The 15,553-nt window shown below is 62.6% G+C and carries 16 protein-coding genes; 4 read left to right on the top strand and 12 right to left on the bottom strand.

All coding sequences use genetic code 11. The features are described from left to right. The first annotated feature begins 113 nt into the window (after positions 1–113). Together AC0L2V_RS28765 and otsB are read left to right on the top strand one after the other, a co-directional pair. Positions 114–1,874, top strand: a complete 1,761-nt coding sequence (locus tag AC0L2V_RS28765; RefSeq protein ID WP_473508440.1) for an alpha,alpha-trehalose-phosphate synthase (UDP-forming) — start codon at positions 114–116, stop codon at positions 1,872–1,874. Then, positions 1,871–2,632 carry a trehalose-phosphatase gene (otsB, locus tag AC0L2V_RS28760; protein WP_473508441.1) on the top strand — a complete coding sequence of 254 codons (762 nt, stop codon included), beginning with the start codon at positions 1,871–1,873 and terminating at the stop codon, positions 2,630–2,632. The genes AC0L2V_RS28765 and otsB overlap by 4 nt, the downstream gene beginning before the upstream one ends. A 69-nt stretch (positions 2,633–2,701) precedes the next feature. Here otsB and AC0L2V_RS28755 read toward each other — a convergent pair whose 3' ends face one another. The 3 genes from AC0L2V_RS28755 to AC0L2V_RS28745 are packed head-to-tail and all read right to left on the bottom strand — an operon-like array spanning position 2,702 to position 5,643. Then, entirely contained in the window at positions 2,702–3,373 is a 672-nt protein-coding gene (locus AC0L2V_RS28755) for an ABC transporter ATP-binding protein (RefSeq protein ID WP_473508442.1), read from the bottom strand. Continuing rightward, positions 3,370–4,611, bottom strand: coding sequence for an ABC transporter permease (locus tag AC0L2V_RS28750; RefSeq protein ID WP_473508443.1), 1,242 nt, complete (start codon positions 4,609–4,611; stop codon positions 3,370–3,372). The genes AC0L2V_RS28755 and AC0L2V_RS28750 overlap by 4 nt, the downstream gene beginning before the upstream one ends. Before the next feature lie 6 nt (positions 4,612–4,617). After that, positions 4,618–5,643 carry an efflux RND transporter periplasmic adaptor subunit gene (locus tag AC0L2V_RS28745; RefSeq protein ID WP_473508444.1) on the bottom strand — a complete coding sequence of 342 codons (1,026 nt, stop codon included), beginning with the start codon at positions 5,641–5,643 and terminating at the stop codon, positions 4,618–4,620. Between the two features lie 131 nt (positions 5,644–5,774). Between AC0L2V_RS28745 and AC0L2V_RS28740 the strand changes: the two genes are divergently transcribed. Continuing rightward, the gene (locus AC0L2V_RS28740) at positions 5,775–6,458 is read left to right on the top strand and encodes a TetR/AcrR family transcriptional regulator (protein WP_473508445.1); all 684 of its coding nucleotides are present in this window, start codon (positions 5,775–5,777) and stop codon (positions 6,456–6,458) included. A gap of 84 nt (positions 6,459–6,542) precedes the next feature. Here the strand turns inward: AC0L2V_RS28740 and AC0L2V_RS28735 are convergent, their stop codons facing one another. The 5 genes from AC0L2V_RS28735 to AC0L2V_RS28715 all read right to left on the bottom strand — a co-directional run bounded on the left by AC0L2V_RS28735 (position 6,543) and on the right by AC0L2V_RS28715 (position 12,394). Then, the gene (locus AC0L2V_RS28735; RefSeq protein ID WP_473521831.1) at positions 6,543–7,073 is read right to left on the bottom strand and encodes a cupin domain-containing protein; all 531 of its coding nucleotides are present in this window, start codon (positions 7,071–7,073) and stop codon (positions 6,543–6,545) included. 14 nt (positions 7,074–7,087) lie between these two features. Then, a complete protein-coding gene (locus AC0L2V_RS28730) occupies positions 7,088–7,963 on the bottom strand; it encodes a class I SAM-dependent methyltransferase (RefSeq protein WP_473508447.1) in 876 nt (291 codons plus the stop codon). Positions 7,964–8,193: 230 nt separating this feature from the next. Then, a complete protein-coding gene (locus AC0L2V_RS28725; protein WP_473521830.1) occupies positions 8,194–8,700 on the bottom strand; it encodes a c-type cytochrome in 507 nt (168 codons plus the stop codon). A 149-nt stretch (positions 8,701–8,849) separates the two neighbouring features. Beyond that, positions 8,850–11,375, bottom strand: coding sequence for a two-component system VirA-like sensor kinase (locus tag AC0L2V_RS28720; protein ID WP_473521829.1), 2,526 nt, complete (start codon positions 11,373–11,375; stop codon positions 8,850–8,852). Beyond that, the gene (locus AC0L2V_RS28715) at positions 11,372–12,394 is read right to left on the bottom strand and encodes a cytochrome-c peroxidase (protein WP_473508450.1); all 1,023 of its coding nucleotides are present in this window, start codon (positions 12,392–12,394) and stop codon (positions 11,372–11,374) included. The genes AC0L2V_RS28720 and AC0L2V_RS28715 overlap by 4 nt, the downstream gene beginning before the upstream one ends. A gap of 137 nt (positions 12,395–12,531) precedes the next feature. Here AC0L2V_RS28715 and AC0L2V_RS28710 point away from each other — a divergent pair, with 137 nt between their 5' ends. Then, a complete protein-coding gene (locus AC0L2V_RS28710) occupies positions 12,532–13,314 on the top strand; it encodes a response regulator (RefSeq protein WP_473508451.1) in 783 nt (260 codons plus the stop codon). Positions 13,315–13,373: 59 nt separating this feature from the next. On the opposite strand, the gene AC0L2V_RS28705 is transcribed toward AC0L2V_RS28710, so the two are convergent. The 4 genes from AC0L2V_RS28705 to AC0L2V_RS28690 all read right to left on the bottom strand — a co-directional run bounded on the left by AC0L2V_RS28705 (position 13,374) and on the right by AC0L2V_RS28690 (position 15,535). Further along, positions 13,374–13,676: a DUF982 domain-containing protein gene (locus AC0L2V_RS28705; RefSeq protein WP_027151877.1), complete on the bottom strand. Its 303-nt coding sequence runs from the start codon at positions 13,674–13,676 to the stop codon at positions 13,374–13,376. Between the two features lie 305 nt (positions 13,677–13,981). Continuing rightward, positions 13,982–14,416: a PIN domain-containing protein gene (locus AC0L2V_RS28700; RefSeq protein ID WP_473508452.1), complete on the bottom strand. Its 435-nt coding sequence runs from the start codon at positions 14,414–14,416 to the stop codon at positions 13,982–13,984. Further along, the gene (locus AC0L2V_RS28695) at positions 14,413–14,664 is read right to left on the bottom strand and encodes a type II toxin-antitoxin system Phd/YefM family antitoxin (protein ID WP_236374081.1); all 252 of its coding nucleotides are present in this window, start codon (positions 14,662–14,664) and stop codon (positions 14,413–14,415) included. The genes AC0L2V_RS28700 and AC0L2V_RS28695 overlap by 4 nt, the downstream gene beginning before the upstream one ends. 331 nt (positions 14,665–14,995) lie before the next feature. Continuing rightward, complete coding sequence (locus tag AC0L2V_RS28690; RefSeq protein WP_473508453.1) at positions 14,996–15,535, bottom strand: DUF1697 domain-containing protein; 540 nt, start codon at positions 15,533–15,535, stop codon at positions 14,996–14,998. Positions 15,536–15,553 lie beyond the last annotated feature (18 nt).

Raw genomic sequence — 15,553 nt, 5'->3', positions numbered from 1 at the left:
AGCGGAACCGATGGCCCGTCCGAGCGTTCCGACGCACGGCAGCTGATTGGCGGCCGCGAATTCGAAAAACAAATAAAATGGCCACCGACCGGCCGGAGAAGATCGTTGTTCCCATGTCAGACTTTGGCATAGAGGTACTCTGGGTTCTAATCATTGCAAGCCTTGGCCTTTCCGCTGTTGCCCTGGTGTTCTCGATATCCCGCTGGCGCCACATACCAGCGGCCGCATCCTCCGCAGGCGATGACTTGGCTTCGGAAGCGGCTCGCACCGTGCTGCGGGAGTTTGAAAAGAATGGCCACTCGGCCGATGCAGCGCTGATCACATGGTCGCCCGACACGTTGCGCAAGATCCTGGCCGACGATCTGCCGGAGACGCAGGTGGTCGTCGTATCCAACCGCGAGCCCTACATCCACAACACCAGGGATGACGGCATCGAGCTCCTGGTACCGGCCAGCGGGCTGGTTTCGGCACTTGAGCCTATCACCCGCGCCTGTGCCGGTACCTGGATTGCGTATGGCGGCGGAACAGCGGACCGTCTCACCGTCGACGAGAACGACCGGGTTGAGGTGCCGCCTGGCAATCCCTCCTACACGCTGCGCAGGGTCTGGCTGACCGAGGAAGAATACCAGGCCTATTATCTAGGCTTCGCCAATGAAGGTCTGTGGCCGCTTTGTCATATCGCCTTCACTCGCCCGATTTTTCGCGCCTCGGACTGGCAGGTCTATGAGGCGGTCAACCGGAAGTTCGCCGATACGGTGGTTGCCGAAGCGCGCAACGAGCGGCCGATCGTGCTGGTTCAGGACTACCATTTCGCGCTCTTGCCGCGCATGATCCGTGAGCGCCTGCCCGAGGCGATCATCATTACTTTCTGGCATATCCCATGGCCCAACTCGGAAGTGTACAGCATCTGTCCATGGCGTGAACGGATCCTGGAAGGCTTGCTGGGCAGCTCCATCATCGGCTTCCATACGCAGTTTCATGCCAATAATTTCACCGAGAGCGTCGATCGCTTCCTGGAAAGCCGGATAGAACGGGCGGACGCGGCGATCTCCTATGGCGGGCAAACGACGCTGGTCCACGCTTACCCCATCTCCATAGAATGGCCGGCCGAACTGCTGGCAAGATTGCCGGCTGTCGAGGAATGCCGTGCCCGTGTTCGCCAAAGATTCGGGCTGCCGGCGAACGTCAAACTGTGCGTCGGCGTCGAGCGCCTCGACTACACCAAAGGCATTCTCGATCGCTTTCACGCCTTGGACGAATTGTTCACGCGACATTCCGAATGGGTAGGCAGAGTGGTTTTCCTGCAGGTCGCGGCGCCCAGCCGGGGCTCATTGCCAGCCTACCAGCAGCTTCATGACGAATGCCTTCGCTATGCCGAAGAGCTCAACCAGCGCTATGGCGGAGAGAACTACAGTCCCGTCCTGATGCTCGCCGAACATCATTCGCAGGAGCAGGTCTACCAGATCTATCGCGCCGCCGACATATGCATGGTCACCAGCCTGCATGACGGCATGAACCTGGTGGCCAAGGAATTCGTCGCAGCACGCGACGACGAACAGGGCGTGCTGTTGCTCAGCACCTTTGCCGGCGCTTCGCGCGAACTGCTGGAGGCACTGATCGTCAACCCCTATGATGCGACCATGATGAGCGAGGCGCTGCTGCAGGCGTTGACCATGACGCCGGACGAGCAGCGCGAGCGGATGCGGCCCATGCGCGAGATGGTCCGCGACAACAACGTCTATCGCTGGGCCGGCAGCATGCTGCTGGACGCTGCGCGCCTTCGCAAGCGCGGGGTGACCGGCAACGGCGAGCGGCCATCCAACAGCAACAACGTCGTTTCCATCTTCGAGCGGGCACGAAAGGCGGCGTCGTGACGGACCTTCGACTGCCGCTGGCCCCCGACCTGCCGGAAGGGCAATGGGCGCTTTTTCTCGATATCGACGGCACCTTGCTGGAACATGCCGCTCATCCGGATGCCGTCTTCGTCGGTGATGAACTGCGTGAGCTTCTCGGAAAAATCGAGCGGAGGCTGGGCGGCGCCCTCGCCTTCATCACCGGGCGTTCGGTCTCTGCCGTGGACAGATTGTTTCATCCCCTGAAGCTGCGCGTTGCAGGGCTGTACGGACTCGAACATCGGTTGACGGCGGACGGTCAAGTCGAGCTTGCCGACGCTCCGGCGGATATCGCGGCTCTTGCCGACGAGATTGAGGCCGAACTGGGTGGAGGCAAGGTCTACGTCGAGCGCAAGGGACCGGTCCTGGCCATCCATACCCGCGCTGCGCCGCAACTGCTTGCCCGGGCAACGCAGCTTGTCGAACAGGCATTGACGCAACTTCCGCCCGGCTACCGCGTGATTGCGGGAAACGCTGGCGTTGAACTCATGCCGCTGGAAGCCGTCAAAGGAGCTGCCATCCGGCGTTTCATGGAAATCCAGCCCTTTGCCGGTCGGCGCCCCGTATTCCTTGGAGACGACACTTCGGACGAAAACGGTTTCGAGGCAATAAACGAAGCCAACGGCATCTCTATCCGCGTAAAACCGCGCGGGCCGACGGTTGCAAGCTATGGTCTCGACGACGTGACCGAGGCGATAGCCTGGCTCGCGGCCAATTTCGGCGCGGCGCGAGTGTCCTGATCGCGACCCCGGTGATCATTGGACAGGCTCGCGCCATGCCTGATCCGATGAACGCCGATTGGTTCCGGTTCAGCCGATCTTCCCGTCCACGATGTGAATGCGGCGATCCATGCGCGCCGCCATGTCGAGATCATGCGTAACTGCCACGACGGTCTTGCCACCCTCGCGTACCAGGTTCTCCAGGATTGCGAAGACCTGCTCGGAGCTCTTGCTGTCGAGGCTCCCCGTCGGCTCATCGGCGAGGATAAGCGGCGGGTCGTTGGCGAGCGAGCGTGCTACCGCGACGCGCTGACGCTGGCCGCCCGAGAGTTGGTCAGGCCGCTTGTCGAGATGTTCGCCGAGTCCCAGGGATGAGAGCAGCTCACCGGCCCGTTCGCGCATCTGAGGACGCGCCAGCCGGCCAAGCTTGCGCATTGGGATTTCGACATTTTCGCGCGCCGTGAACTCCGGCAGCAGAAAGTGGAACTGGAACACGAAGCCCAGCATCGAAAGCCTGGTCCGCGCGCGCTCCCTTTCATTCATCGGCTCGGCGTCGCGGCCGCCTATTGTCAACGTCCCGGCGGTCGGCCGGTCGAGCAGCCCGAGCAGATAGAGCAATGACGATTTTCCGGAGCCGGAGGGACCGGTGACGGCGACGAATTCCCTTTCGTTGATCGCCAGCGTGATGTCCTTGACCAGCGTGACGGGAACCGTCTCGGGCAACACGCGGGTCAGTTTCTTGGTCTCGATGAGTGCGCTCATGACGCGCCTCTGATGATCTCGACGGGGTTCAGGCGCGCCGCACGACGCGCCGGCAGGTAGCCGGCCACTGCCGCCGAGCCCAGCGCGAAAGCCGACGCGATGACGTAGTGCATCAAGCTCCAGGCGATCGGCAGGCGGGTCATCTCCTGGCCGGTCGCGGCGATCTCGAAACGCACCAGAGACAGCGCATAGGTCATGGAGACGCCGAGCAGCCCGCCGAGCACGGAGCCGGCAGCGCCGATCGCGACGCCTTCCAGCAGAAAGAGCCGGCGCATGTCGGATTCCGGGAAGCCAAGCGACTTCATGATGGCGATGTCGCGCGCCTTTTCGTGCGTGATGGTGGAGATGATGTTGTAGATGCCGAAGCCAGCGACTAGCATGATCGCGCCGACAACGGTGTACATGATGACGTTGCGTACGACGAGCGCTTCGAGGATCGATTCATTGGCCTCCTGCCACGCCACCGCCTTGTAGCCCAGTTCGGCCTCGGCACGCTGCGCCACCGCCGGAGCGCGGTCAGGATCGTCGAGCTTGATGCGGATCTCGTTGATGGCGTTCGGACGCGCCGAGAGGATCTGCGCGTTTTTCAGAAGCACATAGGCCTCGCCTTCGTCGCGCGCGGTGGTGCCGGTGTGGAACAGGCCGGCGATCTTGAAGTTGCGCGTCAGTCCCTCGGCGGAAACCGCCGTTATTGTGTCACCGAACCCGGCGCCGAGCCGGCTCGCCATCGTGTCGCCGATGAGCACGTTGTTGCCGCCCGCGGCAAGCGCCGAAAAGCTGCCTTCGACGAAGTTTCCGACAATCGGCGACACGCCGGACTCGCGCTCTGGTTCGATGCCAATGATCGCCGCGCCGACTTCGCGGCTGGAAAAGCGGATCACACCCTGCGTTTTGAGGCTTGCCGCGAACCGACCGGGAATCCAGCTCTCCAGCCAGGAGGTCGCGGCGGTCGGGTTGATGATGCCGCGTCGATCGTCACGTGGCCTGAGCCCGGAAATCGCCACTGTCGCAAAAGCATCCTCAGCCGGTTGACGGCGGGCTGTGCGCTGCTCGTCGGTGATGTCGACATGCGGCATCGTGTCGACGAGCTGCCTGACGAAATCGTCCTGCCCACCCTGCATCAGCGCCGCCATGGCAATGGAGAATCCGACACCGACCGCAACGCCGATCACGGCAACCAGCGTCTGGCGACCGCGGCCGGCAATGTGCGTGAGGGCGATGTCGAAGATGAGCGGCATCCTGCTTCATCGCTCCTGGGCGCCAGTGATGTTGGCGCGCGCGCCGTCGGTGAGGTCGGCGGGATAGGGCGAGACGACGCGAGCCTTCTCATCGAGCCCCGACAGAACCTCGATGCCATTGGTGCCGCGAATGCCGGTTCGGATTTCACGTCGCCAGGCCTTGTCGCCTTCGACGACGAACACCTTATTCCCGTCCACAGCAACGGGCGGGATCAACAGCGCATTTTTCGAAACGCGGATGACGATGTTCACGTCGGTCGACATGCCGATACGAAGCGGCGTATCGTCCGGCAGGCGGAACCGGACGCGATAGGTCTTCGTCACCGGATCGCCCTTGGGTGTGATGCTGTCGACCACGGCTTCCAGGTTCTGCTGGAGGAACGCGTCGGATTTAAGCAGCGCGCGCTGGCCGACCTCGACCCGGGGTATGTCCTCCTCGTTGACCTCGGCGACCACCAGGAGCGGCTTCGGCTCGCCGACCCAGAACAACACCGTGCCGAGTTCGGCGACCTCACCCACCTCGCCGTCCTGCCTAAGCACGACACCGGCGCTCGGCGCGCGTAACACGTAGGTGTCAAGTCGCGCTTTCTGTCCGGCGACCAGCGCTTCGATCTGGCCGAGCTCGCTCTGCGCACGATCGAGAGCCTGCTGGCTCGCCGCACGCCTTTCGGCAAGCACCGTCAGCCGCCGGAGCTCTTCCTGGGCAAGCGCTTGACGCGCTTCGAGTTCGCCAAGCACGGCCCGGGCCTCGCTGTCGTCGAGCGTGGCGAGCACGTCGCCTTGTGCAACCCTCGACCCCTCGCAATTGCATTGCTCGACGATCCTTTCGCGAACCACCGGAGTTACCTTGGCCCAGGTTCGCGGCTCGACGGAGCCACTCGCGTAAACGATTTCCGCCGCGTCGCCGCGTTGTGGCGTCACCAGCGAAACCTTGGCCGGTTGCCAAAGATACCAAGCGCCGAAAGCAGCCGCGGCCGCGACAACAACGATGCCGACAGTCCAGCGTATCCGTCGCAAGGGACTCTCCTTCATGATCGAATCCGAATGTCCTGCGGTGACAGATAATAGCACTAGACCGACCGTCGGTCTATAAAAGTTGCATAAAGCTCCGGTTCGTGCTCCTCTTGCTCCACCTGCACTTTGTGAGGTTCGATTTGCCCCGAATGATAAAGCCGCCGGAGATACGATCCGCCGAGCTCCTCGACTGCGCCCAGCGGCTTTTCTTCGAGCGCGGCTACGACAACACGACGGTGAACGACATCATCCGCGAGGCCGGCCTGTCGAAGGGCGCGTTCTACCACTATTTCGCATCGAAAGAGGCCCTGCTGGAGGCGCTCGCCACACGTCTCGCCCGCGACAGCTTCACCGAGTTGCAGCCCGTGCTCAACGATCCCTCACTCGATGGGCTTGGCCGGCTCAATGCCCTGTTTGCCGGCTCGCGGCGGCTGAACGTCGAGCTTGCTCCGCACATGCGCAAGACATTTTTCGTCCTGTTCCGGCCCGAGAACCTTGCCCTCTTCCATCGGGTCGACCAGGCGGCCAGGGAATTGGCCATGCCGATAATCACCGATCTGCTCAGGAAAGGCAGCGACGAAGGCATCTTCGACGTGCCCGACCCGGAAGCCTTCGCCGAGATGTTCTTGCAGCTGCGGCTGATCTTTCGGGATGTAATGCACCGCGCCCTGCTGAAGGCCGAGCAGGGCAATATCGACGAAGCGGCGCGGCTGCTCGACGATCGGATGCGGCTCTACGGCATCGCAATCGACCGGCTCTTGAAGCTGCCCGATGGAACGATAGAAGCAGCGCAACCCGGGTTTGCCCGGGCTTTCCTCGAAGCAGGCCCGTGAGCCGCCGAGCCAGGCCACCGCGCCTGACAGATCGCCGCAGCGACTCCGCGTGCTGCCGTGGAAGCTTTGCCGGCGCTGTCCAGATCAGCGGGGCGTCGGTGAAAGACCTACACTCGCATTCTCTTCCGGCGTTGCGTTCCAGTAGCCATATGCCGCGGCGGTCTTCAGGAAATGCTGCATCGCATCGGCTGAGGGAAGATCAGAATGCCTGCTTTCCCCGGTGATCGGCTTGCCGATTTCCCGGAAGAACCGGCCGATCGTTGACGTGCTGACGAGGATCATCACGGCCGGCCCGGTCGACAGGTTCCGAAAGGCGTGCTTCGCCCCGCCCGGCACGTGGAAAATATCGCCCGGCCGGATGGCTACCCAGACGAAGCCTTCCGGCGACTGCGAAAGCCCTTCGATCTCGCCGGAAATCTGGATGAAGGTCTCCGGGTCGGCGTGGCTGTGCAGCGGCACGACTACGCCCGGCGGTATGGTGCCGCGCATGACGCAAGGCTCGCCATCGCGCGACGGTGTAAGAAACTGGACCACAGGTCCCAGCACGTCGAGCGTCTCGACATTGTATGGATCGACGAGATGGCCCGCGTGCTCGCTGATGGCAGTGTCGAGCATCGATCTCTCCTTCGTCATCCCTGCGTATTTGCCCATGCGCCGACAAGGGGCGGCAGCATAATGCACATCTGCTGTTCGACGGCCTCGCTGCGCAGTCGCTCGGCGAGCGTATCAACCCTCATTTCGGTGGCGGTCGCGGCGCCGACCGCCTCGGCCATCGGCATCAGGCTGCGCAAGGTCTCGGCAACATAGTCGTAGACCGGCGAGTCGGGCCCGCTACCGGCGAGGCCGGCGGAATTCATCTGCGGCGCCGGCAGCCCTGCGCCGGCGAAGACCATCGGTAGCCTGCCACCCATGTCGACCTCGAAACCTGCCCGCTCGATCGTCTCGATTATCCAGCCGCGGCATTTGCTGAACAGCGGCGCCTCCGGAAAACTGCGGGTGAGCGGCATTGCCATTTCCTGGAAGGCGACGATGCCGCCCGGCCGAAGAAACCCGACAAGCCTGCGCAGGGTTGCGGCCGGATCGGGCAGATACATCAGGACGAGCCTGCCGATCACCGCATCGAACGTCTCGTCGGGTGAGAATGTATCAAGCTCGCTGGTGGTAAAGCGTGTCCAGTAGCACTGGCCGGATTCGGTGGCGCGCCGCTCGGCAATGTCCACTGCCCCCGCCGAGCGATCGACGCCGAGCACTCTTCCCGAGGGCCCGACCAGCTTCCCGGCCAGCAAGGAGACGTCGCCGACGCCGCAGCCAATGTCGAGCACGCGCATGCCCGGTCCCAGCCCCGCGCGGCGCAGGAAATCCTCCGTAAGGTCGTGAATGAGCGCTCCCTGCAGTTCCAGGCGCTGGAATTCACGTTCCGTGTAGCCCAAGGCATAGGGACGCGGATCCGCGGTGCCTTGATCTCGGTCGATCTTCGGCGCGTATTGGCCAAGCAGATTGTCCATTATTTGACTCCCTGATCGATTTATCTGGTTTTGACTTTTCCTGATCGCCGGGCATCCATCTGACCGCCCCGGTTGGACCGTCACGATCGGCGATCAGTGCTACAACGCGATTTCCGGAATCGGGAATTGCGTTACGACCGAAACAGACGGCCGTGTCTGACGTACCGCACAGGCGGAGAACATCCCCCTGCCCCCGGATCTTCGGCGGCGACTACGTCTTTCGGACGCGGCTACGGCTTCGGAGCCTGCGGGACGAACACGATATGCGGTGTCTTCGACGGACGACCGGGCGGCACATAATCCGGAACCGGCGTATCGTCTGCCGGCAGCGAAAGCACATAGCGGTGGATGGCGCGCAGGTCGGCCTCGGTCATGGCGCGCAGGTTGAACCACGGCATAGGCGGGCGCGTCTCGATTGTACGCGCTGACTTTACCCACTCGTCTTCGCTCATCGTGCGCAAAAGCTGGCGAAGATTCGTCGGGTAGGTCGTGCCCCACGGCCCATTGAAGCCAAGCGAGTCGCCGATCAGCCATCGATCCTCCGGAACGTTGCCGGCCTTCTCCAGATAATTTGGCGTGTGGCAATCGTTGCAGCCACCGATCTTTGCCAGGTATCGACCGCGCTCGATCGAGTCGATCGCCGCCGCCGCACCCATCTCACTGGGGTCGAGCGTTATGGTGGCGAGCAACCCGCTCAGGCCAAGGGCGGTAATTCCGATGAGAACCCACCGTGTCATCAGCTTCTCCTGCCGGTCCACTTTTTCGGGATCATGGTCTTTTCGCGATCACGATCTGGGCGTGAAACATAGAAACGCCCGGCTACAGGTTGATTTCAGCCAGGCGGAATTTTGGTTACGGTTGTAACGAGGAGCCCGGCCGACCGTGATCAGCCTGAATGCAGATGGCGGGCAAGGCATTGTGCAACAGAGGCCGACAGCAGCGGTTTCTTGATGACTTCGCTTATGCCGGCCGCCGCCAGTTGACGCGATCGCAGCGTGCGGCCGTAACCGGTCATCAGGACAATTGGCAGGTCAGACCGGATCTCATGCAACTTGCCGGAGAACTCGACCCCGGTCATGTCAGGCATGACCTCGTCCGTCAGCACCAGGTCGAAGCGCCCCGGATCGGCACGGAAGGCATTGAGAGCCGCGGGGCTGCGGTCGAACCCGACCGGCTCGTAGCCAAGCGCGGCGAGCATCTCCTCGGCAAGTTGCACCAGCGGCGTATCGTCATCGACAACCAGGATCGTCTCGCCGGTGCCATACTCGACCGGAACCTCGGTGGCCTCGCCCTCGCCCTCATCCGCTTGGGCTGAAGCGGGTTCGATCTGCGGAAAATAGATCTCGAAGGTCGTGCCTTGGCCCAGTTGGCTCATCACGTCCACCGCACCCCGATGTGCCGCGACAATGCCGTGCACCGTCGACAGGCCGAGCCCGGTGCCGTGCCCTGCCGGCTTGGTCGTAAAGAACGGCTCGAAGATGCGCTCGAGAGTCGCCTGATCCATGCCGCTGCCGGTGTCCCTGACGGCAAGGCGGATATAACGGCCGGCAGGCAGGTTGCCGTGCGACAGCGCCTGCGCCTCGTTGATCTCCGTCATGTCGAGAGCGATCTCCAATACGCCGCGGCTGTTCATCGCCTGCGCCGCGTTGGTACCGAGATTCATCACCACCTGCTGAAGCTCGGTCGGATCGCCCGTCATCGCGGCATCCGCGGCTGCAAGATGCGTCTCCACTGCAAGCGTGGCGGGGAACGAGGCGCGCAGCAGATCGACCGCCTCCGCAATCACGGGCTGCACCCGCAGCGCGTGATGCTGCCGCTCGCGGCGACGGCTGAAGGCAAGGATCTGCTCCGTGACGTCCTGCGCCCGCCTGCCGGCCTTCATGATCTGCTGGACGTAGCGCCGCGCACGAGACTCCTTCAGCAGCACCACCAGCGCCATCTCGCTATAGCCGAGGACGGCGCTGAGAATGTTGTTGAAGTCGTGCGCTATGCCGCCGGCCAGCGTTCCGATTGCTTCCAGCCGCTGCGATTGGTTGAGCCGCGCCTGCAGCGCTTCGCGTTCCCGTTCGTTGTGTTGGCGCGCGATGGCATTGGCGAAGATCTCGGCGGCAGTGCGCAGCAGCGCGATGTCGTCGTCGGTCCAATGCTTTTCGTGCGTTACGCCATCGAGAGCCAGAAAACCCAGCCGCTCTTCGGCATGCCACATCGGTATGCACAGCCACGATCGAATTTGATGCGCCTGCAGGCATGCCCTCTCCCGCCCCTCCGGAAGCTCGCCGACGCGGGGGACGTCGATACAGCCTTGCCGTTCATGATCCGCGAGCGTCCAGCGTGAAGCCAGATCGATCAAATCATTCGGCAGGCGGCGGGCCGTCGCGCTTCCGCTCGGGCGGCGATAGAAATAGCCGCCGGAAAGATCGGCATCGTATGTGCGGCTGACGAAAATCTGGGCGCCGTCGAGCCCGGCATGTTCCACCAGGCGCGCGAGGCCCTTGCTGATGCCGGCCCGGATGCGGTCACGCGGCAGATTGATGAACTGTGTCGAGATCGAAGCGATCAAGCCTTCGAATTCCAGCCGCTCGCGCAGGATCCGCGCATTGTGGCGCAGGCGGGCGAACAGGTAAGCCACATAGCCCACCAGGACCAGCGCCGCGACGTAGAGCAGCGTCTGGAACCGCGCAGCCCGTGCCGCCGCGCGCCCATGCATATCGAGATACAGGTCCTGCAGAGCGCGGGCCCGTTCGCTCGTTGGCGCAGTCTGCAGGCGGGAGACGAGATCGTCGACCGCCGGAAGCCTGGTGACGATAAGCCGGCCGTGGGAGACAAGGGAGAGGACATCGCTTGCAGCCACGGCATCGACGGATGGCCTGGCCAGCCGGTCAAGCGAGGCGGTCACTGCCCTTGCCGCCTCCGGCCGGGGATCGCTGATGAACCGCGACATGGCGATCATCAGGGCTCCGATCTCGACCGCTCGAAGGCCGTCGCCCTCGGTCGTGAGCCGGCCGCTCATATAGTTGAAATAGTTCAAAGAGTTCTGCAGCAGCGCGTTGTCCGACTTGAACGCCTCGACGAGCGTTTCCTCGTCGCGCACCGCGGCAATGACATCGGCAATCCGCCTCTCGATGTCCGCCCGTGCTTCGCCGCTTGCGACGTCCCCGGCAGCCGGCAGCGTCCGCGTCGCCTCATTCAGGTTCTCGATCGACCGCACAAGCGGATCGTAGCTGCGCAACAGCCCCGCCCGTGCCCGCAACACATCGCGCTGCAGGGCAGCGTTATAGAGGATGACGGTCCTGAGAGCGTCGAGCGTGCGTTCGTGGCGCGCGGCATTAGGAGCCGCGCCCTGCAGCAGGAGGTAGGTCAGGACGATGAGCAGGCACGCGACGACCGGCGCCAGGATGGATAGCGACTTCATTGCTGCAGACGATCCGCTGCGCTGGTCAACGGCTGGCCGCGATATTCCCCCGTCAGCGTCGCAAGGAACTTGACGATGAGATCGGTATCGCGCTGGTCGAGTTCCCGGCCGAGTTGGCTCCGCGCCATGATCTTTACTGCGTCTGCGAGCGATGCGGTGCGGCCGTCGTGGAAATACGGCGCCGTCACCGCGACATTGCGCAGGCTGGGAACGCGGAAGACATGGCGGTCGCTCTCGACGCCGGTAATGGCGAAGCGGCCGAGATCCGCCTGGGACAAGGTTTTCTGACCGGCGAAGGGATTCCGAAAGATGCCGAACTTCTGAAACAAATTGCCGCCGACATTGGCGCCCTGATGGCAAGCGACGCAGCCAAACGCCTTGAACAATTGATAGCCATGCTCCTCGTCCGCCTTGATGGCGTCGCGCTCGCCCTTGAGATAGCGGTCGAAACGGGCGTTGGGCGTGATCAGCGAGCGTTGAAAGATGGCCAGGGCGTCGAGCACATCCGTCCGGCCGGGAGCCGCGCCGTAGAGCGTCACGAACCGCCGCGAATAGTCCGGGTCGGAGCGCAGTTTCGGCAGCAATTCTTCCCAACTCGTATTCATCAGCCTGTCATCGAGCAGGACTGCCTCGTTCTGCTCCTCGACAGTGCGGAAATTGCCGCGCCAGTTCAGCCGGAAATTGAGCGCTGCGCTGAAGACGGTCGGCGCATTGAAATCGAGCTGCCCGCCATCCGCCGCCGTGGAACGAGCCCTGCCGTCGTCGCCGCTGAGATCGAGCCTGTGGCAACCGCTGCAGGCGATGACATCGTCATGCGACAGCCGGACATCGTTGAACAGGCTCTCGCCAAGGGCGATCTTCGCCTGTTCGAAAGGACCAGTGCCCGTTATCGGAGCAATCGGCTCGCCGATCGGCGCGGCCGGCTGATTGACCAGGGCCAACGCAAACGGTGCCGCCGCTGCCAGGCAAAGCGGAACCAAAAGCCCCGCCCGAACCTTACCAATCTGGCCATACGCCATCGAGTGAGCCTGTGGTATCCGATCACGAAGATTATCGGTGCTTACCAACAAATCGCCGTTAATCGGCGTTAAGTCTAATGTTAAGTCTAATAAAGCAACGGCTCGGTCATGGGTTCCATACCTGCGGACGGTCTGAGATGTTAGCCGAACAGAACACGCGCTACGAAGAGCAGTCGAAAGGCACAATCGAACAGGCAGCGGCGGCGAAGCATATTCTTGTCGTCGATGACGACCCCGAAATTCGCGAGATGCTCACCAATTACCTGGAGAGCGAGAATTTCAGGGTTAGCGCTGTTGCCGACAGCCGGGCCATGTCGCGCGTCCTCAATGAAAGACCGGTAGACCTGGTGCTCCTCGACATGCGGCTTGCCGACGAGGACGGGTTTGAAATCATGCGGCAACTCGGCAGTCCGCCGGAAGCGCCGCCCATCATCATCATCACCGGCCACAGGCGCGACGAGGTGGATCGCGTCGTCGGCCTGGAACTCGGGGCTGACGACTACATCACCAAGCCCTTCAGCCTCAGGGAACTGCTTGCGCGCGTTCGCGCCGTGCTGCGGCGATCGGGGTCAACACGCCAGCAGTCGCCTGGCAAGAAGCCCAAGCGTTACCGCTTTGCCGGCTGGGAACTCGACATGCGGATGCGGCGCCTGAGGTCGCCTGCCGGCGAAGCGACGCCGCTGACCGCCGGCGAGTTCAACCTGCTGGCAGCCTTCCTGCAATCGCCGCAACAAATCCTGAGCCGCGAGCAGCTTCTCGCTGCCAGCAGGATTCACGACGAAGAGGTGTTTGACCGCAGTATCGATGTGCAGATACTGCGCCTGCGCCGCAAGCTCGAGGTCAGCCCGAGCGAGCCGAAACTCATTGTCACCGAGCGGGGCGCTGGCTACGTCTTCGCTGCCCCGGTCGAGGTGCAGTGACTTTCGAGGTGCTGTGACTTTGCCGCGCCCCGTTCCTGGCAGGGGTCAAATAGGAACGTTCATCGCCTCAGCGCATGCACGCTATCAACATTGCCGCCGCCTATCGGCAGAGCCATGTCGTCGTCGAGCAAGCGCGTGATGCGGGCGAAGCCGGTAAAAGCCTTCCTTGCTTCCTCTGCCGACATCCGGCCCGCCAGAGCCGCGGAGCAGCAATTCACCGCGCATTGGTAGACGGGCCCACGCCGGCCGATTGGCCATCTACGCAAGAACTCCATCGCTTCGGCTACGCTATCAATTTCTTCGGCAGGACTTTCCTGCCCGCGCGAAATACGCACAGGCGTAAAGAATTGCAGGCGATCCATTGTTTCCTCCCGGTCGATCGCTATGTGCCTGATCGAACCTTTAAACTCACTGTTGACCATGTGGTTTCCGGCAAACAGGGCCCTATGATGAAAAAGTCGGGCCAAAAACGAAGTCTTTCACATCACGCGGCCGAAATCGAATCACCAAACGTGACAAACATGTGATGAACCGTTGCTCGCCGCCGCACTGCGACGTCAACTATCCCGAGCGGGGGCCTGGAGGCGCTCATCCCGCATTTGAGGTATGCGGATTACGCAACCGGATTTGGCTAGCCGCAGCAGACCCCTTTGGGATCTCTTCTCCGTCAAAGCGTCAGTGGATCGAGGCAGGGAACTCCTAAGGGCTGGAAGTGTCTCAGGTTCCCAGTCAGGAGCGTCAAGGAGTTCGCTTTAGCGGTCGCAGCGATGAGAATGTCAGCCAGCCCTGGATGACTCCCTGCGGCTGTGGCGGCGTCTTCCATGAGGCCTGCCTCCAACGCCACCGCCGCATCGATCGGTAAGATTTCCGCCCTGTAGCCCGTCATGATGCCCTGCAGCCACGCCATTAGCGTCTGAGCCTTCGCCGTGGCTCCCGAGCGGTCGAGCTTGGCGATGCCTCTCCGAAGTTCGTGGAGGGCAAAGGCAGGCACAAACAAGTTGCCCGTCTGCTGCAATAGCCAAGCTGCCGCATTTGGGGGCAGCGGAGGCTTTCCCGGCGCGGTCGCCGACAGCACCGAGGTGTCGAAAAGGTATGAGGTCAAAGGTTAACCTCGCGGCTTTGCTGGGTGCGGTCGCGCTCCGGTTCGAAGCCCTCGGGCCAACCGGGGAACGACAGCAGGTATTCCGCAAGGCTGGGCTTCTCGGGGTAAATCTTCCTCGCTTCGTCGATCGGAACGATAGCTGCCACTGGCTTGCCGTGCCTCGTGATCGTGATCGGGTCGCCGGCCTCGGCCGCATCGACGAGTGCCGTCAAAGTGGCCTTGGCTTCGCGAATGTTGATGTGTTTCACTGCCGTTGCCTCCATTGTGGTTGCACGCAACTACACTTAGCAAATCCGTCGTCGATTACAAGTGGACACTTCCCGGAGAACAGGCCCAGCACGGGGTGGTGTTGCGGATCGATCTCGATGGACAGGCCATGCGCCTGGATCAAGGAACATGGTCTTCATTGGGCTGCTTACAGGTGCCCACAGGAGATTGGATCCAGCAAAGGCGACCACGCTCCCGGAAGGATTCACGCCAAAGACATTCCGAAATCTCGATCACCTCTCGAAGGAAATCGCGGACAGTTTCGACGCCAAGATTTCCAATTTCCCCTTCTTCCTGGGCGAAGGGGGAGTCCTATTTGCCGACCATCTCGGCCAATTTGCGCACGGTGTTCCAGTTGCGCGAGGTGCCGATGCCGAGCCGTTTATGGCTTATCGCCGCCACAAGGCGCGAGCTTGGCGTCTCGCGCGAAAAGAACATCCAGATGTCACCGCCGACCGCCTGCATCCGCTCATCCTTGCCGATATAGGCCTCCAGCGCCGCAACGGCCTCAGCGGCAACGGGCCTGCGCATCACGCGCACCGCTACCTGATCCCCGGCGACAGCCGATTCGGTGGGAAACGGATTGCCGGCCGCAAGCTTCAACCAGTCATCCGCGCGGCGCACGATGATGTCGACATGGCGGCCAAAAGTCTTTTGGAACGCCGTCTCCAATCGGCGCTCCAGCGCGGCAATCTCTGTTTCTTTCGTCTCGAAAACCAGATTGCCGGTCGCCACCAGCGTGCGCGGGTTGTTCAGGCCCAGGCCTTCTGTCATGGCCCTGAGATCGGACATGACGACACGCCGCCCCTCGCTGAGCACGATGCTGTAAAGCAGAGCGACGTAGGTTTGCATGCTAGCCCGGACGATAGC

It is taken from the genome of Mesorhizobium sp. WSM4814 (assembly GCF_055811595.1).
Note: the sequence above shows the minus strand (reverse complement) of the source record. Positions and strands in the feature narration are given on the sequence as shown.